This is a genomic window from Enterococcus dongliensis (assembly GCF_031927985.1).
Lineage (GTDB): Bacteria > Bacillota > Bacilli > Lactobacillales > Enterococcaceae > Enterococcus_A > Enterococcus_A dongliensis.
Window position 1 is genome coordinate 125,252 of record NZ_JARPZC010000002.1, and the last position, 24,162, is coordinate 149,413.

Sequence of the window (24,162 nt, forward strand, 5' to 3'; positions counted from 1 at the left end):
TTGTGGAAGCCTATTCAAGTTTTTAAAGCCGTGCTATAATTGGTGGCAGAAACAAAGAAAAGGGGCTTTCTATCCATGACAGAAAACTGGCGTGATGATGAAGAATACGTTTCTTATATTGAAGATTTATTAGTTACCGAAGAAGTACAAAAATTAGCAAACTATACTCAACATATGAACTCTACACGTTTGGAACATTCGATTAGTGTTTCTTATACAAGTTATAAATTAGCAAAACAATTTCACGGGGATGTACGAGCAACCGCTCGCGCAGGATTGTTGCATGACCTGTTTTACTATGACTGGCGGACGACTAAGTTCGACGAAGGGTCTCATGCATATATGCATCCGCGCATCGCTGTGAAAAATGCTGAAAAGATTACTGAATTGTCAGATCTTGAACGTGATATCATTATCAAACATATGTGGGGCGCAACAATCACACCTCCTAAATATAAGGAAGGCTACATCGTTACGTTAGTCGATAAGTATTGTGCAATTGCAGAAGCTGCAGTTCCTTTGGTAGAGCGATTCAATTCATATAAAATGCGTTTTAAAAAAGGTTGGAACTAATAGAAACACATTAGACACCAAACAAAAACTTGTTTGGTGTCTAATTTTTTGACCAGTTTTAGATTTTTTACACTAAAGAGCAGAATAAATTTACAGCTGCTTGATTTAATGAAAGAGAGGGACACAGTTATTAAACCAAATGTCGTCAAGCAATTATTTTTTACTATTATTGGAACATTCATTGCTGCAATCGGGGTTCGGCTGATTGTTGTCAGCGGTTTAGGGGCAGATGCAATCAGTACCTTTGTTTTGGGTGTTTTGCAACACGCACCGTTGAAATTCGGAACGGTCAGTATGCTGTTTAACGGAATCATCTTAGTAATTATCTTCTTTTATGATCGTAAGATGATCGGATTTGGCAGTCTGATTAATAGTTTTGGTCTAGGATTTTGCCTAAATATCTTAGACTGGCTCGGTATCTTACATACGATTCCCAGTGGTACTGGCTATTTCTCAATCGTTGCCGGCTCAATTATTTTTGGGATTGGGACAGGAATTTATCTTTTAGCAGATGCAGGTTCTGCGGCGTATGAATCTTTGATGATTTTATTAAAGCGAGTATTGAAAAGCTCAGTAAAAACGGCTCGAATCGTTTTGGATGCACTTATTTTTTTAACTGGTTTTTTATTGGGAGGCCATATTGGATTTGGCACGTTGATTGTATTGCTTTTAATGGGACCGTCCTTAGAGTTAACATTGAATCACTTACCCAAACTAAGTTTTTTCCGAATTCAAGAAGCAAAATAAATGAATCACGTTGTTTTTCCCAATAGATAATTATTTTCCCTAGTAACTATCAGGGTTATTTGCTACAATGATAAAGGTTCATTTTATAGTAGAAGAGGAGTGCTTATTAATGATTTCAGCAAGCGATTTACGTGCGGGGATGACTTTCATTCAAGACGGAAAATTGATCAAAGTCTTAGAAGCCAGCCACCACAAACCAGGTAAAGGAAATACAGTTATGCGGATGAAATTACGCGATGTGCGTACAGGTTCAACCTATGACACAACTTTCCGCCCAGAAGAAAAATTCGAAAAAGCGATGATGGAAACTAAAACGGTTCAATATCTATACACCCAAGACGATGTCGCAATCTTCATGGATCTTGAAACTTATGAACAATACGAGATTCCAGTTTCAACAATTGAAGCAGAAATGAAATATATCCTTGAAAATATGGAAGTAAAAATCCAATTTTACGGTGACGAAGTGATTGGATTGACGCCTCCAACAACAGTTGTCTTGAAAGTTGTTGAAACACAACCATCAATTAAAGGTGCTACTGTGACAGGCTCTGGTAAACCAGCAACAATGGAAACAGGCCTAGTCGTAAACGTTCCTGATTTTATTGAAGAAGGCGAAATGCTAGAAATCAATACTCAAGAAGGTACTTATCAAAAACGTGCGAATAAATAGGGAAAAAGCTGCGACGATTAGTCGCAGCTTTTTTTTAGTTATAAAAAGTTACAGAGCACTTTTTTGGGCCATCAGTTCGGGATAATACTCGAATTGTTCAAAGAGTTCTGGTTGATGATCAACAAAACGCTGAACCCAATGACTTACTTCAAAAAAATCACGTAATTTTTGATCGATAGGTTGGTAAGGGGTAGTTAAAAAAGCAGTCAATTGGCTGAGGTCTGGACCGAGCATAAAAATATTTCTAGGATCATAGAGTCGGTAAAAAGGAAGCATCTTATTTGTTGTGAGTAATTTTTTTTGTAAAAAAAGAGACTCAAAGGTTCGTAAAGTTACACCATATTGCCCCGCCCGCAAGATTTCTAAGATCCCTTTACTGCGTTTGACTAGGGTTAAGTAATCTGTATAAGGCAAATAACCTACTTGATCGTTTCCGCGTTTAGGCAGTATATGATAAAACGTAGAAAGTCCAAGTAACTCAAAACGTTCTTTTAATGCTAGTGCTTGTTGCTTGCGGCCATTGTCACTTGCACCAAAGAAAATATCATAGGCTATCTGATCTGCTGGATCACCGACTGATTGTGTGTAGAACGAACTATTGTGTTTTAATTGCAGATCGCGAGCTTCTAAAGGATCGAAGTGGTAAATTTCATCGATGGCAGTTTCTTTTTGGCTGGCAGCTAACTTGCGGTAGTGTTCCAATTTAAAGTGGTTCCAAAAAAACAGAACGATTTTTGCTTTAGTGAATGTCCGAATCTTTGCTGCCATTATCGGTTCAAAACCATAATCTAAAAAGATGATCAGTTGAAATGTCTTTAAGTAGTGCCGTAAGTAGTCATTACTTGCGACAAGTAATTCTTTCCCTGAACAAATACTGATTTCCGATAGGGCAGGGAAAAAATAAAGCGAACGATCTTTAGGCACGATCAATACATCAGAATTTTTCATGTTTCTCCCAGCTTTCTTCTCAGATTTTTCACAGCATAGCGCTTTCTTACGTGAATAGCGATTATTATGCTTGCGAAAAATAATACAAAAAAAGAGACTGTCTATGGGATGAGACAGTCTCTATCGTGATTTATCGTGTGAAAGAAATAACTATTTCTATATAAACATTATGTTTGCGTAAAAATTAATGGGCACGATTGAAACGTGCGATCCATTGTTTATAAGGCAATACACCACCTAAGAAATAGGTGATGGCTGTTTGAATCGGAATCCAAATAACCGTCTTAATCAAACGCGGTATCCAAATCACCCAACTGTTCAAGGGGACGTGGTACATCATTGCCAGCCAAAGCGGTGTTAAGATCAAGTTGATCAAGATCGTTGACACTAACACAGATTGAATCGAGTTTTTCCAAGTAATTTCTTTCTTATAAAAGAAGTAACCATAGATAGCTCCTTCAAGAAAGGCATTGATTGTAAACCCAATAAAAAATGGCGCTTTCGCAAAAAGTGACATCCCAATAAAATCAGCAATAACTGAGCCGATTCCGGTCCATATTGGTCCAAAAAGCATGCCCATTATGATTTCTGGGATAAAAGTAAAACTGACTTTGAGAAATTGTGTCTCGATTCCTAAAATACGAGACAAAGTAACCATCATGGCAATCAAAAGTGCCATTGTTGTGATGCTTCTAGCATCGAGTTGTTTCTTCATTTCTAGCATCTCCTTATAGAGCTGCTACATCTTCATGCAGCGAATGCGAAAACAAAACCGCAGACTAAGTCTTTCGTCCAGAGGACAACATCCCATCCCTCTAGCACTTAACGCTTTATTTTCTACTCTGATTTTTTGGGGAAGACCCCGAAAAAATAGTAGCACAGAATGGACAAGGAAACAATCTTTTCACTTCGAAAATGGTCAATAAACAATCTCTTTTGGATTTGAATGAGCTAAGACAAATTCTTTGAAGTTTATAACTGCAGGAGTAAGATAAGCTTCTTTATTTGTAACCAGATAAAAAGAACGATCTAAAATGACATTTTTCAAATGAATTGTTTTTAGCGGTAGGTGTTTTAAAATATACATATTTGGAACAACAGCGATACCAAAACCTTGACTAACAAGGCCAGCGATAACTTGATCCACTGTTACCTCATAAACGATGTTGTAGCTACAGTTGTTTTTATAGAAGATTTCATCGATTACATTACGCAAACCACTGTTCTTACTAAAACCAATTTGTTCATATGGTTGCGTCTGTTCTAAATAAATCTCATCGAATTGAGCCAAGGGATGGTTCAAGGGGGTAATTACAACTAGTTCTTGACTAGCAATAGGTAAGAATTCGACAGTAGGCTCGTTAGGCAAATATGACGAAATTCCGATGTCATAATGCATATTTTTGATTCCATCGATTATTTCTTTAGAAACACCAGACGAAGTATGAAAATCAAAAAGAATATTTTTATCTTGGTGGGCATTATGAAACTGGCGTACTAGTTTTGGTACAAAGGTTGTGCCCAACACCGGCAAAAAAGCGAAACTGATAAAACCGCTTCCTTTACTAATCTTCGTTATTGTATCAATCCCATCTTCTAAAGTTCCTAAAGTACGGGAAACATAATCTTGAAAGATCACACCTGGTTTGGTCAAAACAACATTTCGTCCCTTTTTTTCGAATAAGGTAATCCCTAATTCATCTTCAAGTGAAGAAATGGCATTACTTAAACTAGGCTGCGTCACGTTTAATAATTTACTAGATCGAGTATAGTGCTGTTCACGGGCTAATACATCAAAATATTTTAAATGTTGTAAATTCATACGTACAACTCCTAATCATTTTCAGTATTTAAAAACTAATTTTGTTCATAATGCTTTTCTATGATTATATCAAAACCTATACGCTTTACCTATAGATTATTCGATAAAAACCAATTAGAATTTTTGAAAGTCCAACGGTAAAATAAAAGCAAGATTTGATTGTGAAAACCTACTTATTATAAATTTCGGATTTCATATCAAAATTTTTTTAACATGAAGAAATTATCATCTTTCATGTGAATTAAATAACTTTTAGAAAACTAACTATACTTTTAGGAGGAGAACAAATGAAAAAGGTACCGTTAACTATCAGCTCTTATACTTTAGGAGTTGAAATTGATTTTGAAGAACGTGTAAAAATTGCTAAGGCAGCGGGGTTTGATGGGATTGGATTGCGAGCTGAAACATATATGTTAGCAATCAAACAAGGTTATTCTGATGAACGTATGTTAGAGATTTTAGAAGAAAACGATATGAAAGTTACTGAAGTTGAGTATATTACTTTGTGGGCAGATCCCAATAAGACTCAAGAAACGCCTGAAACATTGTTACAACAGTTTAAAGAACAGACGGTGTATCATATGGCCCGTTTGTTTGGTGTAGGCCATATCAATTGTGGTTTGATGGAAAAATATCCAGAAGAAGTTCAGATTCAAGCTTTTAAAGAATTATGTGCTCGGGCGAAAGAGTTGGTGATTGGTTTAGAATTTATGCCTTATAGCGGTGTTCCTGATTTAGCTAGTGCGTGGAATATTGTTAAAAAAGCAGGTTGTGACAATGGAATGTTGATTTTAGATACTTGGCACTGGGCACGGGCTGAAACCTTAGCAAAAGATTTGAAAGATGTACCCGCAGAAAAAGTAGTCTCTATTCAAATCTGTGATGTATTAGAACGTCGTTATCCAGATACAATTTTGAGGGATGAATCAATGCACGATCGTTTATGTCCAGGAACAGGTTGGGGCGATACAGTTGGTTTCTTAAAAGCAATCAAAGAACACGGAATCAAACCTCGTGTGGTTGGGACAGAAGTTATCTCTGATCCAATTTTGAGCTTAGGTTATAATAAAGCAGCTCAAATGAACTATGACACGAGTATTGATGTCATCAAGCAAGCTTGGCCAGAACTACTAGAAGATTAAAAAGGTGGATAAAAAGATGTTAGAAAGCATATCAGGTAAAACGCAATTATATGGATTGATTGGAAGCCCTGTCGGACATTCGGGGTCACCAGCGATGTACAATTATGGCTTTGAACAACTAGGAATTAATGCTGTTTATCTAGCGTTTGATGTACAAATCGATGACGTTGAAAAAGCATTTCAATCTGTTCGTACATTCAATATGCCAGGTGGGAACGTAACGATGCCTTGTAAAGGAGCAGCGGCAAAATATATGGATGAATTATCTCCGGCAGCACAAATGGTTGGTGCAATCAATACGTTTCAAAATAAGGAAGGAAAACTTATTGGACATATTACAGATGGGATTGGTTTCATCGATAATTTGAAAAATCATGGAATTAGGGCAAAAGGGAAAAAATTCGTCGTATTGGGAACAGGAGGTGCAGCAACAGCCATTCAAGTACAATTAGCGATTGAAGAAGCGGCATCTATTGATATTTTTAATATTAAGGATGACTTTTTCACAAAAGGAGAAGAAACTGTTACACGAATCAAAAAATTCTATCCTGGTCTAGCAGTTGAGATCCATGATTTAACAGATGATAAATTATTAAAACAAAAGATTGCAGAAGCCGATGTTTTGGTAAACGGAACAACGGTTGGTATGGGTGTCGGTTCAACCAGAACACCAATTAGTGATACTAGTATGTTCCATGAACAATTAATCGTAGCAGATGCCATTTATAATCCACCGGAAACACAATTAATCAAAGATGCAGCACAAAAAGGTTGTACAACAGTGACTGGTGAAGGCATGCTATTAGGACAAGGAAAAGCATCATTTAAGATTTTTACTGAGCAAGAATTACCTGTTAGACCATAAATATACTTTTTCCGTACATTCCTTTGAGTGTACGGAAAACAAATAAAGGAGCTTAGATATGAAATCAAAAAAGTATATCATGTCATTAGTGACGACATATTTGTGCTATTTTACACATGGAATGCAAGCACTTATTCTTAGTCAAAATATGCCTTATTTTTATGAAAAGTGGGGTTATACTGATGCGACAGCTGGAGCAGCTGCTGTTTCTCTAGCTATCACAGCAACTAGTTTTGGTAAATTTGTTTCTGTTTGGCTTGGTGGTGAAGTTTCTGATAAGATTGGTCGAAAAAAAATGGCGATTGGTGGCGCAATTCTTTACATTATTTGTTTTGCTGGATTATTACTTAGTCCAAGTATGATAATTGCTGCCATCTGTGCTTTTGTAGCAGGGGTTGCAACATCAGGTTTCTGGGATGCCTCGTTGTATCCAGCAGTTCAAGAAGCAGCACCAAAATATGCTGGGTCGGCTTTATTAGGAATTAAATTGTTTGTTTCACTAGCTGGAATTGTTTATCCATTGATGGTTGTTAATTTCACTGAGATGGGCTCACCTCAATTAAATGTTATCATTCCTCTTGTTTTGTCAGTTGTTTGTTTAATTTTAGCAGTAGGTTCACCGTTTGCTTACGATGATCTGATGAAAGAGAATAAAGAACAGGATGAATCAGGTGAAGAACACTCAGATGCTATCTATCAAGAAATTGAGGCAGCAAAAGCTAAGATGTTAATAAAACCAAATATTTTAGTCAATTTCATCACGATGTTCTATGCTTTTTTATGTATGTTTATTATGTATGGTGCTCAACAATATACTAAAGCTTTTGGACTAAGTAATGCTGGTTTAACAGAGATTCAGGCGGCAGGGTTAACATCAATCTACACTTTTGGTGGAATCATTGCTGTGGTTTTCTGGGCGATTATGATGGGTAAGTTACGTTGGAATCCTTTGAAAGTTTTGGTGATTGATTCGATCTTTACAGCATTAGCACTTGCCAGTGTATTACTTATACGACATCCGGCAGTTATTTACGCCAGCATTGCAGCCTTGGGATTCTTTGCTTCGGGCGGTGCTTTACAAACGGGATTAGCTTTACGCCAGTTGTTCTGTCCAGGTCCTAAAGGAAGAAATACTGGGATTTATTATACTTTTATGGGTTTTGCTAGTACATTTCTACCATTTATTGTCTCGGCAATGACTAAATCAGCAGGTGAGAAACAAGCGATTTACATCATGATGGGTTTACTTTTGGTAGCAGCAATTATGGCAACAATAATGATGATTTATTTGTTAGGACAACATAAAAAAGTTTTCGGGTATAGTGCCTTTGAAAAAATGCGAGATTAATTGCGAAAAAGGGGGATTGACTATAACTAGTCACCTCCTTATTCGATTTATACAATAATTTTTCTCTAAAAATTTGAAAGGTTCAATATCTTCGTTCATTCAATTTCAAACAATTATTATTAGTTGTTTTTGTTTTTTATTTTCTTTAGGAAAATCGTGTGTTCATTGTTGGATACTAGGTAATTTAGGAGGTCCTCATGGATATTGTTATTGGTTTATTATTGATTTGTTCATTTGTAGGTATGGTCATTTACTGTATCAAAGGACATAATTTAATGATTGGTTTTTTCATTATGGCAACGATTTGGACGTTTTTACCGATAATCGGTAATCTATTGTCGCCAAATATAGCATTTGAAGGTCTGACCGTTCACGATATGCTCCGTCAAGTGTATCAAACAGCACCGGAGAAATATGGTGCTTCAGTCATGAATATCTTCTTAGGGGCTTTTTTTGGACGAATTTTGTTAGACACAGGTATTGCTTCGACTATTATTCGAAAAAGTGTTGAATTGGGCGGTGATAACCCAGCAGTAATTTTGACAATTGTAAACTTGATCAGTGGATTTATCTTTACATCAATGACCGGTGGCGGTTCAGTAATTGCTATCGCAGTTATTATCTTACCAATTTTATTTTCAATCGGTATTCCAAAAGTAATCGGCTTTTTTTCCTTTACAGGCTCAGTCGCTGCAGGTATTTTTTTAAATCCAATTAACTTTGGGCAATACTCTGCTTTTTTCTTGAATTCAAACGGGGGGAAAGCATATACATATAATGATTACTTTCCTTTTGGAATTTTAGCATTTGTCGTGATGATCACTGTGGTTTCACTTGCATCAATGATTTATTTGAAAATGGAGAATCTTACGTATTCTTGGGCCGCGGTCAAGCAAAATGAAGTTGTGGATGCACCTGGTATTTCACTAATTACTCCGTTTCTACCAGTGATTGGTGTAATTGTTTTTAAATTGCCAGTAATTTTATGTTTTGTCTTAGCTAGTTTATATGGTTTAGGAGTTTGTGGTAGATTAACAGGAAACTTTCGAGAAATTTGTCGAACAATCTCACGAATCTTTACTGAAGGGGTAAAAGATATGTCGGCATTGATTGCTTTTTGGATTACTTTGGCAATGTTCAATGATGCAGCAGTTTATGCAGCACCATATTTTCAAGAAATCATTGGTGGTTGGATTCCTGCTTCACCACTAATTTTATGTATTGCTTTTGGTATCTTAGCGCCATTGACATGGTTTAAAGGTCCGCTTTCTTTGATTGGTTCAGGTGCAGCATTATTAGCAGTAGTGAGCCAGACAACAAACTTTCCCACTACTTTCTTATATCCATTGTTTGCTACTGTACTGATTGGGATGGCCCACTTTGATATTACTATTTCTTGGAATGCTTGGGGGCTGGGATTTAATCGAATCAATGCAGTTGATTACATGAAAGTAGCATTAATTCCAGGTACAACAGTAGCGTTGGTTTTAGAAATAGCCAACTTTTTTCTCAATAATCCACTATAGACTTTTTAGGAATATCTGTCCAATTTTTATAGTAATAAAATTCAAAAAAGAAGGATAGATTCAAAACAAAAATAAGAAGTTTAGTAGAAATAAGGAGAGGCGCAAAAATGAAACGACGTGTTCGAATCGGGATTGATGTCGGTGGTACTCATACAAAAGCGGTAGCAATCGACAATGATACCCAAAAAATTATCGGTAAATCTTCAGTAAAAACAACTCATGATAGTAAGCAGGGGGTAGCTGAAGGTGTGGCTAACTCTTTTTTAAAGTGTTTGTCCGAATTTGATATTGCAGCAGAAGAAGTCGTCTTTGTTGCACACAGCACGACGCAAGCAACGAATGCTTTGTTAGAAGGAGATGTTGCTAAAATTGGTATTATTAGTACCGCTAAATCTGGAATCGAGGGTTGGTTAGCTCGCCCTCAAACTAATTTAAAGGATATCGATTTAGGCACAGGTCGAAGTATTTATGTAACCTCTCGTTTTATTTCACAAAAAAAATTTACAGAAGAGGAAATTGAAAAAGTCATCGATGAATTATTAGAAGAAAGAATTGATGTATTAGTAGCTTCGGCTGCTTTTGGTGTCGATAATTTATCTTTAGAAGAAAAAATTGCAGCAGTTGCACGTAAAAAAAATATTCCAGTGACTTTGGCATCGGAGATGACTAAACTTTATGGGTTATCTCGTCGTACTCGAACGGCAACAATCAATGCTTCGATCTTGCCTAAAATGTTAGAAACAGCAAATTCTACTGAAGAAAGTGTTCGTTCATCGGGCGTAGATGTCCCATTGATGATTATGCGTGGAGATGGCGGTTTGATGGATGCAATCGAAATGAAAAAACGGCCTGTCTTAACGATGTTGTCTGGTCCGGCTGCTAGTGTCATGGGGGCTTTGATGTATCTACGAACATCGAATGGAATCTATTTTGAAGTTGGTGGTACATCAACAAACTTAGGTGTAATCAAAAATGGACGGCCGGTAATCGACTACTCAGAAATTTCAGGACATAAAACATATGTTAACTCACTAGATGTGCGAGTTCTAGGCGTAGCTGGTGGAAGTATGATACGTGTGAATAAAAATGGTGTAAAAGATGTTGGACCTCGTAGTGCCCATATCGCAGGATTAGCGTATGCTGTTTACACACCCGAAGAAGAAATCATTGATCCTAAATTAGAGCTATTTTCTCCTAAAAAAGGTGATCCAGAGGATTACGTAGCGATTAAATTGGCAAATGGTAAACGTATCACGATTACAAATTCCTGTGCTGCGAATGTCCTAGGTTATGTGACAGAAGAAGATTTCTCTTACGGAAATGTTATTTCGGCACGAAAAGCGATGGCCCCTTTGGCTGATTATTTAAACTTAACGATCGAAGAAGTAGCACGACAGATATTAGCTAAGGCAATTGAAAAAATTGAACCAGTCATTCATTCACTAGCAAAAAAATATCAACTTGAAAAAAATCAGATGACTTTGGTTGGTGTGGGCGGTGGTGTTGCTGCATTGATCAAATTTGCCGCTGAGCGGATGGAATTGAATTATAAAATTCCTGAAAATGCTGAAGTGATTTCTTCAATTGGAGTAGCTTTAGCGGCAGTTCAGGATGTAGTAGAACGCATCGTTCCAAATCCAACAAAACAGGACATCCAAGCAATTAAACAAGAAGTCACCGACATGGCGATTGAAAGTGGTGCAACAGAAGATAGTATAGAAGTTCATATTGAGATTGATCCTCAGACACAAAAAATCACAGCTCGAGCTGCTGGATCGACAGCCGCTCAAGCAGCTGAACTTCAAACTGCCGCAACTGAGGAAGAAGCAAAAGAAATTGCCGTTCAGGATTTTCATTTACCGGCCGAACAAGTCCATTTATTAGATGCAACAGATCATTTTTTCATTTATGGGGCTAGTACAAAAAAGGGTAATGGAATCCGAGTGATCGATAAAAAAGGGTTTATCCGCGTTCAACGGGAGCATGCTGAAGTAATCAAAACAACAATACAAAGTTATTTTGAAATAGTGAATCAACTCTGGGAAAATATGGCAAATTATCAAAGTGACTTAATTATTCGACCAGATTATTATTTTTGTGTAGGACCGCGATTATTAGATTTTTCCAATACAGATTTTTCTCAATTGACGATGTTGATGGAAATTGAGATGAGTGAGATTGTAGGAACTGAGGAGATGATTATTATCGCAGCAAATCGTTATATTTAATAAAAGGAGCACAGGTGATGAATATTCAAGCTTTATTAGAGCAAAAAGACAATAAATATGATGAATATTTATTATTACAAGATCATCTCTATAATAAAATTCCTGACAATCAACGTTTTGACCTGATTAGGCAGGCAGTTGAATGTGGAAAGAAAGCAGCGGAAAATATAAAGACAACAAGTTTGTGGGAATATTGTCGACAAGAAGGAATCACAATTGATTTTTTTCAAGAGGAGATGAAAGTTGAAAATTTTCGCTTTGTATTGGCCGAATTTCAATTACCAAATCACATTCGAATCAATCAAAGTTTGCTTCAAATCGCCAAACCTTTATTATTGACACAAGACTTTCTTAAAAATCAGCAAGTATCTGAAATTTTGTTGGCTCATGAGCTTTACCACTATTTAGAAAATCAACAGCAACTGTTCACAGTGCAAAAACAATTAAGTTATCGAACAGGTCCATTTAAACGTAGAGCACGCTTGTATTCGCTTAGTGAGATAGCTGCAATGAATTTTGCTAGAGAATACTTTGGATTATCCTTTTCACCAGTTATATTAAATATTTTTTTGATTTATCCTATCGCACCTGAACATGCTGAATACTTAGTTAGACAACTTTTGGTGATTGATTGAACAAGACTATAGATTGATTGGAAAAAAGAATTAGTATTCATTAATTGGATTCAGTATATTTAAATTAAGCAAAAGGACATCTTAATATAAAAATGAATATATAAAAGAAGGGGAGTAGAAATGATGGAAAAAGCATGGTTAGATTTAGCAGATGATGTAGTGGTCATTACAGGGGCCTTAGGCGGAATGGGACGAAAAATTGCTAATGATTTTGCAGAGCAACAGGCTAATTTAGCTTTAGTTGATTTAAATGAAGAAGCGACTAAAAGTTATGCTAAAGAATTAGCAAATAAATATGGTATTAAGGCAGAAGGTTATTCCTGCAATTCAACTGTTGAAGAACAAGTGGATGCCTTGGCTCAAACAGTTAAAGCAGATTTTGGTAAAATTGATGTATTAGTTCAAACAGCAGCTATCTTAACATTCAGCCCATTAGAAGATCTAGCTTTAGAAGAATGGAAACGTACAATCGATGTAAATCTGAATGGATATTTCTTAGTTTCACAACGTATTGGTCGTGTAATGATTGAGCAACAATCAGGACGAATGGTTCATATTTCAACGATTGCGTCGATTGCTCCAGAAACATATTCAGGGGCATATAGTCCAAGTAAGGCTGGTGTAAATATGTTGTCTAAGATGATTGCTGGTGAATGGGGACAATATGGAATACGAAGTAATTGTGTATTACCATGTTTTGTTAAGACTCCACTATCAACAAAATTCTATGAAGATCCAGAAGTAGAAGAGGGCAGAAGGCGAATGACTGCCAATCGTCGTATTGGTGAAGTTCAAGATATCTCTAATGCTGTGCTGTATCTTGCAAGCAAACGCTCAGATTATACAAATGGACATGAATTACGCGTGGAGGGTGGTTTTGGCAATATGATTGGAGACTTGGTACCAAAACCAGGTGGTCGTCGACAATATGCAATTGATTCAAAGAAACCAAAAGCTTAATAAAGCTAAAAGACCTCGACATTTGTCGAGGTCTTTTAGTTTAGAATAAATTGATCTACCAAATACTTACTCGTTTTTCGGGTGGTAAGTACATGGCATCGGTCGGTTGGATATCAAAAGTTTGGTAGAAATCTGCCAAGTTTTTGACTTGGACGTTGGCCCGCAATTGGTTTGGTGCATGCACATCGATTGATAAAAGTAATTGGGTGTATTCGGGGCGTGCTTTCATCCGCCAAATTGTTGCCCAATTGATAAAAAAGCCTGAAAGATCAGCGTTCTCATCTTTTTTAGCAGCTTCCAAGGCACAACTTAACCCGCCAGCATCGGCGATATTTTCTGAGACGGTTAATTTGCCATTTACTTTTCCGCCAGCGATTTCCAACCCATCAAATTCAGCAATCATTTGATCGGCTAATTCTTGAAAATGCTTTTGATCGTCAACAGTCCACCAGTTGTTCAAATTACCGTATTCATCAAAAAGCGAGCCATTATTATCAAACGCATGGGAAATTTCATGAGCGATGACAGCACCGATTCCGCCAAAGTTTTCACTGCTGGATTGTGTCAGACTGTAAAAAGGTGCTTGTAAAATCGCTGCCGGAAAAACAATGATATTGCGAAACGGATGGTAGTAAGCATTCACTGTATTGGCGCTCATCTCCCATTCATCTCGTTCTACCGGCTTGTTCCATTTGGCATAATCATCTTTTCGTTTTAAGTGACTGAATTGCAGTGCAGTGTTCAACAATGTTCCACCTTTTTTTGCTGGTGTAACTTTAAATTGGGTGTAAATTGGTGGAATTTTTTCTGGATAACCGACATGGATACCAAGCGTTTTCAGCTTAGTAATGGCTTTTTTTCGAGTAGCCTCACTGAGCCAACTATTGTTGTGCAAGCGTTCTTGGTAAATGCCCACCATCCGAGTCACCATTTGTTCAACATCTTTTTTGGCTTGTTCGCCAAAATATTTTTTTCCGTAATAATCACCGATGATTTGATCGAAACGACCAGAAGCGAGGTAAAAAGCAGCTTTTTCTTGCGAGCGTGCTTCTGGTGCCCCAGAAAGCGCGCGACTATAGATTCCACCAACTTGACGGAATTCTTCGCTAAGATAGGAAGTAAGAGCGTTGATTGTCATCACGAGCATCCAGCTTTTCATTTGTGAAAAAGTTGTTGGAGTAACAAGAGCATCGAGATTTTCAAAAAACAGCGGTTCTGTCACAATGATTTTTTCTGGAACTTCACCAACTAACTCGATGAATAATTTTTTTAAATCAAGGTAGTGACTGTGCTTAACAAACTCTTCCCCACTTTCAGGGTTATACATCTTGCTGTAGTCAGCATTTTCTTCGGCACTTTTTACGTGAGGTGCGAGTAATTGATCGAACTGAAGAGCTTCATCGGTAATTTTCTCAGCTGTATCTGCTTCATATCCTGCAAGGGCAAAAAGTTTCAGTGTCATTTCTTTGAAAATCGCTAAAAGTTGTGAGGCTTGAGGATGATTAGGCTCATAATATGTTTTGTCTGGTAAAATCAAACTAGGTGCCCCAGCAAAAAGCGCATTGATTTTTGTGTTTTTCATATCTGCATCTACGTCTACCCCAAAAGGTAGAGGCAGGCCATCGAGGACCCACTGAGTCAATTGTTGATTTAAATCAGCGAGATTTTTTAATGAGGTGATTTGATTTAATAAAGGCAGCATTGGAGAGGCGCCATCTTGTTCCCGTTTTTGATAATCATTAGCTAATTGAAAATAAGCAATATACTCTTTCATCAAATGATTAGGAATAAGTGAAGGATCTGCACTCATTTTTTTGGTATCAGTTATTAATAAGTCTTCGATCTCATCGACCAAATCTTGAAAACCACCGGTTGCTGGTTTGTCTGCGGGAATAGTTGCTTCTTTGAGCCATTCGCCGTTGATTGCTTCATATAGATTCTCTTTGATTTTTGTTTTATCCATAAAAATTCTGCTCCTTTGTCTTTACTGTTCTATACTATAATAAAACAATTGCTGAGTTACTCATAGGAAAGGGTCTTTTTGAAAAAAATTGTGGTTTGACTAGTGAATAAACTCGGAGTAGTTCGCGTTTATTCTGTGCCATTTTAAAAAATAGATGAAATGAAAGGATCTGGTGGTAGAAAATGATTGATTTACGGAATCGATGGGTAGAATTAAAGAGTTTTGAAGCATATCGTGAATGGAAAACACCGAGAGGTTTTTTATGCGGAACGTATGCTAGCAGTGTATTATTGGCCTACTGGCAAGATCAGTTAGATGAACAATGTTCAGTAAACCAACTTAGAGAAAAAAATAGTAGTCAAAATGACGCGCTGATTCGAACATTGCAGGCTTTTTTACAGCCAATCGATTATCCAACGGTCCCTATACAAATTTCTTTAGGGTTAAATCGGTTCTTTCGCCGTTATCACATTCCTTATCGAGCAAGGGCAACAACAGTTGGATCGTGGCAACGGACGACTAAACGAATTGCTGCAGGAGAACCGGTCATGATTGGACTTTTGCAGATACTTGGGAGCAAGTATAAAAATCATTGGGTCGTTGCACATGGCTTCATGGAAACTTCAGATGGACAAAGATTTTATAAGATTCATGATAACTGGGGAAAGAGTGCAGCAATCGTCCCGGCAAAATGGGTCAATGGTACGATTTCTTTGGTTTCTCAAAAGAAACCTTAGTCATCAAATCTTGCACACGTGGCGTTTTTTTTCGTAGAAAAGTAAAATCTACAGCAAATAACTAAAATATGTTAAACTAATGATACAAAAACACTTGGAGGGACACCATGTCAGAAGAAAGTAATGGAAAGTTTAAAATTTTCAGCCTTAACGGAAATAAACCATTAGCTGAAAAAATCGCCGATGTTTGCGGCGTACCATTAGGGAAAAGCACGGTCAAACAATTTAGTGATGGAGAGATCTCAATCAACTTGGAAGAGACAGTCCGCGGCTTTGATGTTTATTTGATCCAATCGACCAATGAACCCGTGAACGATTATTATCTGGAGCTATTGATTATGATCGATGCATTAAAACGTGCCAGTGCAAAAACGATCAATGTTGTCTTACCATATTATGGTTATGCCAGACAAGATCGTACAGCGAAACCGCATGAACCAATCACTGCTAAATTAATAGCAAATTTACTTTCAAATGCAGGTGCAACACGAGTATTAACACTTGATTTGCATACGGTGCAGGTCCAAGGATTCTTTGATATCCCCGTTGATAATTTATTTACGATGCCGTTGTTCGCACACTATTATCGTCGTCGCGGCATGGTTGGAGATGATTATGTTGTAGTATCTCCCAAAAATAGCGGGGTACAGCGTGCACGTAGTTTAGCAGAATATTTGGATACGGCGATTGCGATTGTTGATGTGGCTGAAGAAGGAAATCCAGATTCTGGTTATGTCATCGGAGATGTCGATGGCCGGTGTTGCATCATGGTAGATGATATTTTAAATACTGGTGAAGTATTTGCCAATGCGTCAAAAATATTGAAAAAAGCTGGTGCTAAAGAAGTGGTTGCTTGTGCTTCCCACGGATTATTGTCACCTCCAGCCAAGGCTAATCTAGATGCTGCTGATATTGAAGATATTTGTATCACAGATTCTGTATTGACCGCACCAGATCGTCATCCTGAGAAGTTATCGATCGTCAGTTGTTCCGTTTTAATGGGGGAAGCCGTTAAACGAATCCATAAAAATGAATCAGTCAGCCCATTATTTACGATGGAACAAAAAGATTTTAAATAAAGGGCCTTGTGTCCTTTTTTTGTCAGCTTAATTTTCCAGCCTGAAGGCTATTACTTGTTTAAAATCAGGTGATTTGGTCATTGGACTGACTTGTAATGAAAATACATCGAACAGCTTGGAAACAATGTGAAAAATGATCGTATAAAAATGGCCAGCTGTCAGAAAGGTTCGAAGATTTATGGAAAATATTTATTTAGATCATGCAGCGACAAGTCCTATGCATCCAGAAGTGATCGCTGAGATGACAAAGGTCATGTCTGAAACTTTTGGCAATCCATCTAGCGTCCATTATTTTGGTCGCCAAGCTGCCGGAAAATTAGAAATGGCTCGAGAAATTATTGGAAAGAGCCTTGGTGTAAAATATCACGAGATTATCTTTAATGGCGGCGGAACAGAAGGAGATAACACGGCGATTTTAAGTACGGCTTTTGGTCGTCAAGCTGAAGGCCGACACTTGATAACTACGCAAATCGAACATCCAGCAGTCATTAATACAATGAAGTATTTAGAGACACAAGGATTTGAAGTGACCTATTTGCCAGTCGATCGCAAAGGAAATATTTCATTGGAAGATTTTGAAGCTAGTTTACGTCCGGATACGACTTTAGTATCGATTATGTATGGCAACAACGAAATCGGTAATTTGATGCCAATCAAGGAAATCGGCGAACGCTTAAAAGAACATCCTGCGTATTTCCATACAGATGCTGTCCAAGCTTACGGCAATCAAATGATCCAACCCCATGAACTAGGAATCGATTTTCTAAGTACTTCTGCTCATAAGATTAATGGGCCAAAAGGTGTCGGTTTCTTGTACAAAAGTGATGAGGTAAAACTTATCCCGCTGCTTCGTGGCGGCGAGCAAGAGGAAAAACGTCGTGCGGGGACCGAAAATTTAGCGGGCATTTGTGGAATGGCAAAAGCAGTTGAACTACTAACCGAAGAAAAACGTGAGTCCCATCGTCAATTATATGATCAATTCACTCAGAAAATTTTGGCAAAGCTAGATGATGCAAAGATTGATTATCAAGTAAATGGTGATCTAAGGAATAAATTGCCGCATGTGTTAAATCTTCGCTTTACAGGGATCATTAATGACTTATTACTGATGAAACTAGATTTACGCGGCATCGCGGTTTCTACTGGATCGGCATGTACTGCAGGAACGATTGATCCTTCTCACGTATTAGAAGCGATGTATGGCAAGAATGCACCTGAAGTGAAGGAATCTTTACGAATAAGTTTTGGCTATGGCAACACGATGGAACAAATAGATTATTTTACAGAACAACTTATTGCTAGTTTACAAGAACTAACAAAATAAATTAGACGAACGAAGAGGTCTTTTTATAATCAAAAATCACAGATGAGGTGGGCAAATGGCATTCACGAAGACAGCGACGGTTAAAGGAGCTAACTATCAGTATACCTTAGCACCTACAGCGAAAAGATACACACTGCGAGATAACGGATTTACTGAAACGAGTTCAGGAAATTTTCAATTGATACGTCCGTTGCAAGCAACACCCCAAAGCAAAGAAGGATTCAAACTAAAAATCACAGTGACAAAGGATCTCAGTGCTCTAAAAATGTCAGTAACGACAGCTAATGGATTAAAAGCCGTAGATATTTTTAAAGATGCACGACAAGCGATGGTTCAGGAAAAATTTTATTTTCTAATGGACGGGATGATTGATCGCGGATTGTTTGTAAAAGAGGAAATTTAAGTAGCAGCTCTTATCTGAGAAGATAAGGGCTTTTTTTAGAAAAAGCTTTTAAGGAGAGTAAGAAAATCCACCAAATAGAAACCGTTTTATATTTCGCGGTATTTATGATTTTTTTGAGTTTTTTTAAGACTTAAAAGCTTCAAGTTTAGTAGATTATGGTACACTAAAGATAAGAAAATTGTTGGAAATGTAGGTGGGAAGTTGGTTCACAAGATAGACACAATCAAGCATCATAAAATTATTTCAGATTTTCGTCTCTTGTCAGGGCTAACCGTTTCGATTGAAGACTGTGCGTATTTGACAAAGGCGTTTCAAGAATATGGCGTAGAGGATTATTACATTAGTAATTACGAAGGTAATAGTTATTTGACGCGGTATGTTGATTATTTTATTGACAGCATTCCTTGTTGGGAATACAAAAAGCAATATTTGATCCCACTGATTTTTCGCGACACACCGGACACACAAAAGATGTTCCATGATACTTACCGTTGGGAAGCTTTTTTTCTTCTTTTAGATTGGTACTTAAAATACAATCCAGAAAAAGTCATTATTCGCTGCAAAAAGAATAAACAGCAAGTGATCGACACTGCATTTTTGGTTTTTCGCTTGTGGGAGATTTGTGATGGCGCGGCTTTTCCCATCGCTAATCTCAATAATCTTTCCGAGTTCGAACAATGGAACCAAATCTTTCACTTGATTGATACGGGAAAGTCTTTTCGACGTACAAAAGAATTCGATGCGACTAGAGTAGAAGATCTAACACAATTAGAGATTGTTATTGCCATTATTAAATTAAAATACCAAGCACTTTTACAAAAACAAGGCTACCAAATCTAAATTGGTGGCCTTGTTTCATAGGTACAAAAGCGCATTTTTTCAAGAGAGATGGTAAAATAAAAGAAATAGAACTCTTCTGTAGGTGATGAAAGTGAAATATTTTATAGCAGATACGCATTATTTTCATGAGAATCTTTTAGGCAATAATGATTTTGCTCCACGTTTATTTGCTTCCGTCGAAGAGATGAATCAGCAAATGATCGATGCGTGGAACGCTGTGGTGAAGGAAACAGATACAGTTTATCATTTGGACGATGTGGCGATGCATCCGCAATATGAAAAAGGATTTCCAGATATTTTGGCACAGTTGGTACAATTAACAGGAAAAATCGGCTTTATCAAGGGAAACCATGATTCGCGAACGTTCTTTAAATATTTAGCAGCCCATGACCCCAAACGAGCAAACGGTGAGAACAAATTTGAATTTCAGGATGTTGGCGCCATCGTCAAGTTTAATCATCATCAGTATTATTTGACCCACTATCCGATGTTATTAGGTAAGACACTGAACATTCGAAATTTACATGGTCATATTCATAATTATAGTATGCCGATCGCTGAAGATATCAATGTTGGTGTAGACGCACCAGAACGGGATTTTTTACAAACGCCACTGCCATTTGGTACACCGATTTCTGAAAATTTGATTGATGAGATTGCTAGGTACAAAGAAAATGAAATAAAAAAATTAAAATAGAAACTGAGAATGAGAACTAAAAAATGAAAAAGCACAAGCATGATTCAATGAATCATGCTTGTGCTTTTTTTGTTAATCAATTGACTGGAGCTCTTGATAAAGGTGCTTTGTTTCTGTGGAATGTTTATTTGTATAATAGTACGTACGATCTTTAGTAACGATTGTCAAAATCGGTTTTGACTGATGATCGACAAATAACACGGAAGGTTTGCCAGCTATTTGAAAATGCCCAATCGCATAGTCATTTGTCGCAAGACCATTTGTTCGAATTTGGCGATTCGGCATGTGGTCGATTAACGTCACTTTTTGGATACGAGCAAATGGGATTTGCTGTGCTTTAACAAGCGGTCCATCAAGAATAACTGCTTCAGATTTTATTTCATAACTTAGCGGGTCTGGATGATAATCTAGTACATATAACGGTATAAAGGCAACCGCCATAGCGCCGATCAAAATTAGTGGAATAAGACTTAAAAAAATCTTGCCAGCAATTTTTCCTAAATTAATGGAGATATTCATACCAATTCGATCAGGAACCATTAAACGAGGGTCATCCGGATTGCAATACATCCCATAACGCCAATAGTAATCATCCCCAAAATAACGAAAAGTAGTAGAGGTAGTGAGTAACTGATCCTGTTTTTTCCGTAACCGGATCAACCACCAAATGGACGCGCCACAAAACAAAAGAATCAATAAAAATTCGATAGCAGTTAGGATAGTAAAAAATCTTGTGCTGATTGTCATCGTCAATAAAGGAATATAGACAATCAAACTGATGAGACCACTCATAAAAACAGAGAAGGTCGACCAATAGAACTTGGTTAGATCGTTGTACTGTTGATTGATTTTTGGATCATTTGTCAAAGGACGTACAGGCAAGCGGCGAATAACGCGCCAGGTAAAAACCATCACAAACCAGATCAATCCATTCGTGATTAGAAGGATCCAGGCCATGTCGGGATTTTTTTGTTTGTAAAGAACAATACTAAGGAAAAAAATCAGACTTAGTGATACTAAAAACCACCAAGGAGAAACAAGTTTGCGATTTTTCTCAAGAATCAAACGAGTATCGATTTGAATCGGTTGTGTCGGTAGTTGCCAATTATTTTCAATAATCAACTGATGGCCTTTACGAATGTAGCGCAACGTGAGTAGATAATTCATACCGATGGTCAAATATAATAGTAAAAAGAATAGCAACATAAAACTCGAATCCTTCATGGGGATTAATAAAGTTAGATCAAGTAGAGTCAAAATAAAGGATAATTGAAATTGGCGCTTGCGAAATTTTTTGGAAAAATTGATGACTGTTGGATCATCGATTTTATCTGCTGGAAAAGTATTTTCAAGGATTACATAATTGTGGGGCTTAGCTGATAGACTGCTGACAAAAGCCATAATAACATTACATGCAATCAAAATTACTAAAATCATTGGTGCCATCATTAGTTTTCATCCTTTCTAAAAGACGACAAAATAGCTTGGATTTTGTCAGTCAGCTTTTTTTCGTCAGGTTCTGCCAAGTAAAGTTCCGCTAATAAAAGTGTCAAATTTTTTTCATTGGATTTATTGGATTCAACTGGTAAGGGGGCTATGACGGTTCCTTTACGACGATCTGTCAGGATATAACCTTCTTCTTTCAATTGTTGATAGCCTTTTGACACAGTCATTGAATTAATCCCGATCTCATCAGCAATTTGTCGAACAGTTGGTAACTGTTCGTTAGGATTTAATTCACCTTTAGCAATTCCAATAATAATTTGTTTGCGTAATTGCAGATAAATCGGCTCTTCTGAGTGAGGATTGATTTCTAAAATCATTTTTATCCGCCTCCTTTGTATTGTTTATATTAATACAAACAATACAAAAAGACAAGAAAGTTTACATGAAGAATAATTTATCGAAAATTTAGGATTTATGTTGTATAATGCATGTTACTGAAAAGTTGCGACCTTCAAATCGTGGAATTTTCGGAATCTAGATTGAAATGATGGTGATATTTGTGTCTAACAGCAACACACGAGTCGTCGTAGGAATGAGCGGCGGCGTCGATTCATCAGTTACGGCTTTGTTGTTAAAAGAACAAGGCTATGATGTAGTCGGCATTTTTATGAAAAATTGGGATGATACGGATGAAAATGGTGTCTGTACCGCGACAGAAGATTATAAGGATGTGGCGAAAGTCGCAGCTCAAATCGGTATTCCTTATTACTCTGTCAATTTTGAAAAGGAATATTGGGATCGTGTCTTTGAATATTTCTTAGCAGAATATCGTGCTGGACGTACGCCAAATCCAGATGTGATGTGTAACAAAGAAATCAAGTTTAAAGCTTTCTTAGATTACGCAATGGAATTAGGGGCAGATTATGTGGCGACAGGTCATTATGCTCAAGTTGAAAAAGACGAAAACGGAGTCGTACACATGTTGCGTGGTGTCGACAATAACAAAGATCAGACTTATTTCTTGAGTCAGCTATCTCAAGAACAGTTAGCAAAGACGTTGTTTCCTCTAGGCGGTATGCAAAAGCCAGAAGTTCGTGCGATTGCTGAACGGGCGGGTTTAGCTACTGCGAAGAAAAAAGATTCGACCGGTGTCTGCTTTATCGGGGAAAAGAATTTCAAACAATTTTTAAGCAACTATCTACCTGCGAAAAAAGGCAAGATGGTTACTTTAGATGGTGAAGAAAAAGGTACACACGATGGTTTGATGTATTATACAATTGGCCAACGCCAAGGTCTAGGGATCGGCGGCGGCGGAAAAACTAATGATCCGTGGTTTGTAGTCGGTAAAGACTTAACGACAAACACTTTGTACGTAGGCCAAGGGTTCCATCATGAAGCGTTGTATGCGACAAGTTTAGATGCTAGCGAGATTCATTTCACTACAAATGAAGATCGATTGAAAGAATTTAAATGTACTGCGAAGTTCCGTTATCGTCAACAAGACGTACCGGTTACAGTTCGATTACTTGAAGGAGATCGTGCAGAAGTGATCTTTGATGATCCTGTTCGGGCAATCACACCAGGACAAGCTGTTGTTTTTTATGATGGCATGGAATGTCTAGGCGGCGGCTTAATCGATCATGCTTATCAAGCAACAAAAGAATTGCAATACATTTAGGTTAAATGACGAAAACATATTGTGAAAAAAAGTAGTCAGCGTAGAATTTCTACGCTGACTACTTTTTATTAAGCAAGACTTTGAGCAAAGTGGGCCATTGCCCCTTTGACTTCAGCTAAATTTTCAGGCTTAATCAAAGGGAAAAGTTGTTCTTGCAATTTTTTAAATTCATAAAGACTTAATGCATCAGTCTCTTGATCTGCGAAACTTTTGATCAAGATTTCTTTTGCTTCATCTTCTTTTCCTTCAATGGTATTGTTGAGAAAGAAATCAAGAAATTTTAATTGTCCATCGAGCATGTTCGTCACTTCTTTCATTATGATTAGTTATTAGTATAAAAAATTAATAGAAATTTTGCTATTAATAAGACTTAAACTTTATAAGCTTTTTTATTAGTTTATCGGTCAGAATGTTTAGATATGTTTTAAGAATTTTTTATCCCAAGGCTTATAGAAGCCATAGGAAATTTCGTTGCTTTGTGGTAGGATACAACTAAGAAAAAAACAACATTTTTCTGCAATTTTTTTA

At 37.1% G+C, this 24,162-nt stretch carries 24 protein-coding genes and 1 riboswitch; of the genes, 17 read left to right on the forward strand and 7 right to left on the reverse strand.

From position 1 onward, the window contains the following. Window positions 1-75 precede the first annotated feature (75 nt). From P7D84_RS02215 to efp, 3 genes are all read left to right on the forward strand, one after another. The gene (locus tag P7D84_RS02215; protein ID WP_137603892.1) at window positions 76-573 is read left to right on the forward strand and encodes an HD domain-containing protein; all 498 of its coding nucleotides are present in this window, start codon (window positions 76-78) and stop codon (window positions 571-573) included. 108 nt (window positions 574-681) lie between these two features. After that, window positions 682-1,320 carry a YczE/YyaS/YitT family protein gene (locus P7D84_RS02220; protein ID WP_137603891.1) on the forward strand — a complete coding sequence of 213 codons (639 nt, stop codon included), beginning with the start codon at window positions 682-684 and terminating at the stop codon, window positions 1,318-1,320. Window positions 1,321-1,429: 109 nt separating this feature from the next. After that, on the forward strand, window positions 1,430-1,993 hold the full coding sequence (gene efp, locus P7D84_RS02225; protein ID WP_311804850.1) for an elongation factor P: 564 nt from the start codon (window positions 1,430-1,432) through the stop codon (window positions 1,991-1,993). Between the two features lie 48 nt (window positions 1,994-2,041). Here the strand turns inward: efp and P7D84_RS02230 are convergent, their stop codons facing one another. The 3 genes from P7D84_RS02230 to P7D84_RS02240 all read right to left on the reverse strand — a co-directional run bounded on the left by P7D84_RS02230 (window position 2,042) and on the right by P7D84_RS02240 (window position 4,763). Beyond that, complete coding sequence (locus P7D84_RS02230) at window positions 2,042-2,941, reverse strand: WaaS/CpsH family glycosyltransferase (RefSeq protein ID WP_311804851.1); 900 nt, start codon at window positions 2,939-2,941, stop codon at window positions 2,042-2,044. A gap of 184 nt (window positions 2,942-3,125) precedes the next feature. Further along, complete coding sequence (locus tag P7D84_RS02235; RefSeq protein WP_311804852.1) at window positions 3,126-3,656, reverse strand: folate family ECF transporter S component; 531 nt, start codon at window positions 3,654-3,656, stop codon at window positions 3,126-3,128. A 35-nt stretch (window positions 3,657-3,691) separates the two neighbouring features. Then, a riboswitch (THF riboswitch) is annotated at window positions 3,692-3,788 on the reverse strand. Window positions 3,789-3,860: 72 nt separating this feature from the next. Continuing rightward, window positions 3,861-4,763 (reverse strand): LysR family transcriptional regulator, encoded by a 903-nt coding sequence (locus tag P7D84_RS02240; protein WP_311804853.1) that lies wholly within the window; start codon window positions 4,761-4,763, stop codon window positions 3,861-3,863. A 287-nt stretch (window positions 4,764-5,050) separates the two neighbouring features. Here P7D84_RS02240 and P7D84_RS02245 point away from each other — a divergent pair, with 287 nt between their 5' ends. The 7 genes from P7D84_RS02245 to P7D84_RS02275 all read left to right on the forward strand — a co-directional run bounded on the left by P7D84_RS02245 (window position 5,051) and on the right by P7D84_RS02275 (window position 13,467). Then, window positions 5,051-5,905, forward strand: coding sequence for a sugar phosphate isomerase/epimerase family protein (locus P7D84_RS02245; protein ID WP_311804854.1), 855 nt, complete (start codon window positions 5,051-5,053; stop codon window positions 5,903-5,905). 16 nt (window positions 5,906-5,921) lie between these two features. Continuing rightward, window positions 5,922-6,770, forward strand: a complete 849-nt coding sequence (locus tag P7D84_RS02250; protein WP_311804855.1) for a shikimate dehydrogenase — start codon at window positions 5,922-5,924, stop codon at window positions 6,768-6,770. Between the two features lie 58 nt (window positions 6,771-6,828). Then, window positions 6,829-8,118: an MFS transporter gene (locus P7D84_RS02255; protein ID WP_311804856.1), complete on the forward strand. Its 1,290-nt coding sequence runs from the start codon at window positions 6,829-6,831 to the stop codon at window positions 8,116-8,118. A 197-nt stretch (window positions 8,119-8,315) separates the two neighbouring features. Next, on the forward strand, window positions 8,316-9,644 hold the full coding sequence (locus tag P7D84_RS02260; protein WP_311804857.1) for a citrate transporter: 1,329 nt from the start codon (window positions 8,316-8,318) through the stop codon (window positions 9,642-9,644). A gap of 107 nt (window positions 9,645-9,751) precedes the next feature. Further along, window positions 9,752-11,872, forward strand: a complete 2,121-nt coding sequence (locus P7D84_RS02265; RefSeq protein ID WP_311804858.1) for a hydantoinase/oxoprolinase family protein — start codon at window positions 9,752-9,754, stop codon at window positions 11,870-11,872. Window positions 11,873-11,889: 17 nt separating this feature from the next. After that, window positions 11,890-12,507, forward strand: coding sequence for a hypothetical protein (locus tag P7D84_RS02270; RefSeq protein WP_311804859.1), 618 nt, complete (start codon window positions 11,890-11,892; stop codon window positions 12,505-12,507). A 123-nt stretch (window positions 12,508-12,630) separates the two neighbouring features. Further along, window positions 12,631-13,467, forward strand: a complete 837-nt coding sequence (locus P7D84_RS02275) for an SDR family NAD(P)-dependent oxidoreductase (RefSeq protein ID WP_311804860.1) — start codon at window positions 12,631-12,633, stop codon at window positions 13,465-13,467. 55 nt (window positions 13,468-13,522) lie between these two features. On the opposite strand, the gene P7D84_RS02280 is transcribed toward P7D84_RS02275, so the two are convergent. Beyond that, window positions 13,523-15,430 carry a M13 family metallopeptidase gene (locus P7D84_RS02280; protein WP_311804861.1) on the reverse strand — a complete coding sequence of 636 codons (1,908 nt, stop codon included), beginning with the start codon at window positions 15,428-15,430 and terminating at the stop codon, window positions 13,523-13,525. Between the two features lie 182 nt (window positions 15,431-15,612). Here P7D84_RS02280 and P7D84_RS02285 point away from each other — a divergent pair, with 182 nt between their 5' ends. The 6 genes from P7D84_RS02285 (at window position 15,613) to P7D84_RS02310 (ending at window position 20,510) form a co-directional block, all read left to right on the forward strand. Further along, window positions 15,613-16,167, forward strand: coding sequence for a hypothetical protein (locus P7D84_RS02285; RefSeq protein WP_311804862.1), 555 nt, complete (start codon window positions 15,613-15,615; stop codon window positions 16,165-16,167). A 107-nt stretch (window positions 16,168-16,274) separates the two neighbouring features. After that, a complete protein-coding gene (locus tag P7D84_RS02290) occupies window positions 16,275-17,246 on the forward strand; it encodes a ribose-phosphate diphosphokinase (protein ID WP_137603886.1) in 972 nt (323 codons plus the stop codon). 178 nt (window positions 17,247-17,424) lie between these two features. Then, window positions 17,425-18,570 (forward strand): cysteine desulfurase family protein, encoded by a 1,146-nt coding sequence (locus tag P7D84_RS02295; protein WP_311804863.1) that lies wholly within the window; start codon window positions 17,425-17,427, stop codon window positions 18,568-18,570. Window positions 18,571-18,625: 55 nt separating this feature from the next. Continuing rightward, window positions 18,626-18,973: a DUF1831 domain-containing protein gene (locus tag P7D84_RS02300; RefSeq protein ID WP_137603884.1), complete on the forward strand. Its 348-nt coding sequence runs from the start codon at window positions 18,626-18,628 to the stop codon at window positions 18,971-18,973. A gap of 201 nt (window positions 18,974-19,174) precedes the next feature. Next, window positions 19,175-19,813, forward strand: coding sequence for a hypothetical protein (locus tag P7D84_RS02305; protein ID WP_137603883.1), 639 nt, complete (start codon window positions 19,175-19,177; stop codon window positions 19,811-19,813). 91 nt (window positions 19,814-19,904) lie between these two features. Further along, the gene (locus P7D84_RS02310) at window positions 19,905-20,510 is read left to right on the forward strand and encodes a metallophosphatase (RefSeq protein ID WP_311804864.1); all 606 of its coding nucleotides are present in this window, start codon (window positions 19,905-19,907) and stop codon (window positions 20,508-20,510) included. Between the two features lie 72 nt (window positions 20,511-20,582). Here P7D84_RS02310 and P7D84_RS02315 read toward each other — a convergent pair whose 3' ends face one another. Then, window positions 20,583-21,959: a PH domain-containing protein gene (locus tag P7D84_RS02315; protein ID WP_311804865.1), complete on the reverse strand. Its 1,377-nt coding sequence runs from the start codon at window positions 21,957-21,959 to the stop codon at window positions 20,583-20,585. Beyond that, on the reverse strand, window positions 21,959-22,333 hold the full coding sequence (locus P7D84_RS02320; protein WP_311804866.1) for a GntR family transcriptional regulator: 375 nt from the start codon (window positions 22,331-22,333) through the stop codon (window positions 21,959-21,961). The genes P7D84_RS02315 and P7D84_RS02320 overlap by 1 nt, the downstream gene beginning before the upstream one ends. A gap of 170 nt (window positions 22,334-22,503) precedes the next feature. Between P7D84_RS02320 and mnmA the strand changes: the two genes are divergently transcribed. After that, window positions 22,504-23,634: a tRNA 2-thiouridine(34) synthase MnmA gene (mnmA, locus tag P7D84_RS02325; protein WP_137603907.1), complete on the forward strand. Its 1,131-nt coding sequence runs from the start codon at window positions 22,504-22,506 to the stop codon at window positions 23,632-23,634. 68 nt (window positions 23,635-23,702) lie between these two features. Here the strand turns inward: mnmA and P7D84_RS02330 are convergent, their stop codons facing one another. Next, entirely contained in the window at window positions 23,703-23,933 is a 231-nt protein-coding gene (locus P7D84_RS02330) for a hypothetical protein (RefSeq protein ID WP_137603879.1), read from the reverse strand. Window positions 23,934-24,162 lie beyond the last annotated feature (229 nt).

What these genes read in the sequence shown, in the direction of transcription:
- P7D84_RS02275 (WP_311804860.1), top strand. Translation starts at nt 12,631, where the DNA reads ATGGAAAAAGCATGGTTAGATTTAGCAGATGATGTAGTGGTCATTACA.
- P7D84_RS02250 (WP_311804855.1), top strand. Translation starts at nt 5,922, where the DNA reads ATGTTAGAAAGCATATCAGGTAAAACGCAATTATATGGATTGATTGGA.
- P7D84_RS02265 (WP_311804858.1), top strand. Translation starts at nt 9,752, where the DNA reads ATGAAACGACGTGTTCGAATCGGGATTGATGTCGGTGGTACTCATACA.
- P7D84_RS02220 (WP_137603891.1), top strand. Translation starts at nt 682, where the DNA reads ATGAAAGAGAGGGACACAGTTATTAAACCAAATGTCGTCAAGCAATTA.
- P7D84_RS02300 (WP_137603884.1), top strand. Translation starts at nt 18,626, where the DNA reads ATGGCATTCACGAAGACAGCGACGGTTAAAGGAGCTAACTATCAGTAT.
- P7D84_RS02215 (WP_137603892.1), top strand. Translation starts at nt 76, where the DNA reads ATGACAGAAAACTGGCGTGATGATGAAGAATACGTTTCTTATATTGAA.
- P7D84_RS02330 (WP_137603879.1), bottom strand. Translation starts at nt 23,933, where the DNA reads ATGCTCGATGGACAATTAAAATTTCTTGATTTCTTTCTCAACAATACC.
- P7D84_RS02235 (WP_311804852.1), bottom strand. Translation starts at nt 3,656, where the DNA reads ATGAAGAAACAACTCGATGCTAGAAGCATCACAACAATGGCACTTTTG.
- P7D84_RS02270 (WP_311804859.1), top strand. Translation starts at nt 11,890, where the DNA reads ATGAATATTCAAGCTTTATTAGAGCAAAAAGACAATAAATATGATGAA.
- P7D84_RS02290 (WP_137603886.1), top strand. Translation starts at nt 16,275, where the DNA reads ATGTCAGAAGAAAGTAATGGAAAGTTTAAAATTTTCAGCCTTAACGGA.
- efp (WP_311804850.1), top strand. Translation starts at nt 1,430, where the DNA reads ATGATTTCAGCAAGCGATTTACGTGCGGGGATGACTTTCATTCAAGAC.
- P7D84_RS02240 (WP_311804853.1), bottom strand. Translation starts at nt 4,763, where the DNA reads ATGAATTTACAACATTTAAAATATTTTGATGTATTAGCCCGTGAACAG.
- P7D84_RS02230 (WP_311804851.1), bottom strand. Translation starts at nt 2,941, where the DNA reads ATGAAAAATTCTGATGTATTGATCGTGCCTAAAGATCGTTCGCTTTAT.
- P7D84_RS02285 (WP_311804862.1), top strand. Translation starts at nt 15,613, where the DNA reads ATGATTGATTTACGGAATCGATGGGTAGAATTAAAGAGTTTTGAAGCA.
- P7D84_RS02295 (WP_311804863.1), top strand. Translation starts at nt 17,425, where the DNA reads ATGGAAAATATTTATTTAGATCATGCAGCGACAAGTCCTATGCATCCA.
- P7D84_RS02320 (WP_311804866.1), bottom strand. Translation starts at nt 22,333, where the DNA reads ATGATTTTAGAAATCAATCCTCACTCAGAAGAGCCGATTTATCTGCAA.
- P7D84_RS02280 (WP_311804861.1), bottom strand. Translation starts at nt 15,430, where the DNA reads ATGGATAAAACAAAAATCAAAGAGAATCTATATGAAGCAATCAACGGC.
- mnmA (WP_137603907.1), top strand. Translation starts at nt 22,504, where the DNA reads ATGGTGATATTTGTGTCTAACAGCAACACACGAGTCGTCGTAGGAATG.
- P7D84_RS02315 (WP_311804865.1), bottom strand. Translation starts at nt 21,959, where the DNA reads ATGATGGCACCAATGATTTTAGTAATTTTGATTGCATGTAATGTTATT.
- P7D84_RS02255 (WP_311804856.1), top strand. Translation starts at nt 6,829, where the DNA reads ATGAAATCAAAAAAGTATATCATGTCATTAGTGACGACATATTTGTGC.
- P7D84_RS02260 (WP_311804857.1), top strand. Translation starts at nt 8,316, where the DNA reads ATGGATATTGTTATTGGTTTATTATTGATTTGTTCATTTGTAGGTATG.
- P7D84_RS02245 (WP_311804854.1), top strand. Translation starts at nt 5,051, where the DNA reads ATGAAAAAGGTACCGTTAACTATCAGCTCTTATACTTTAGGAGTTGAA.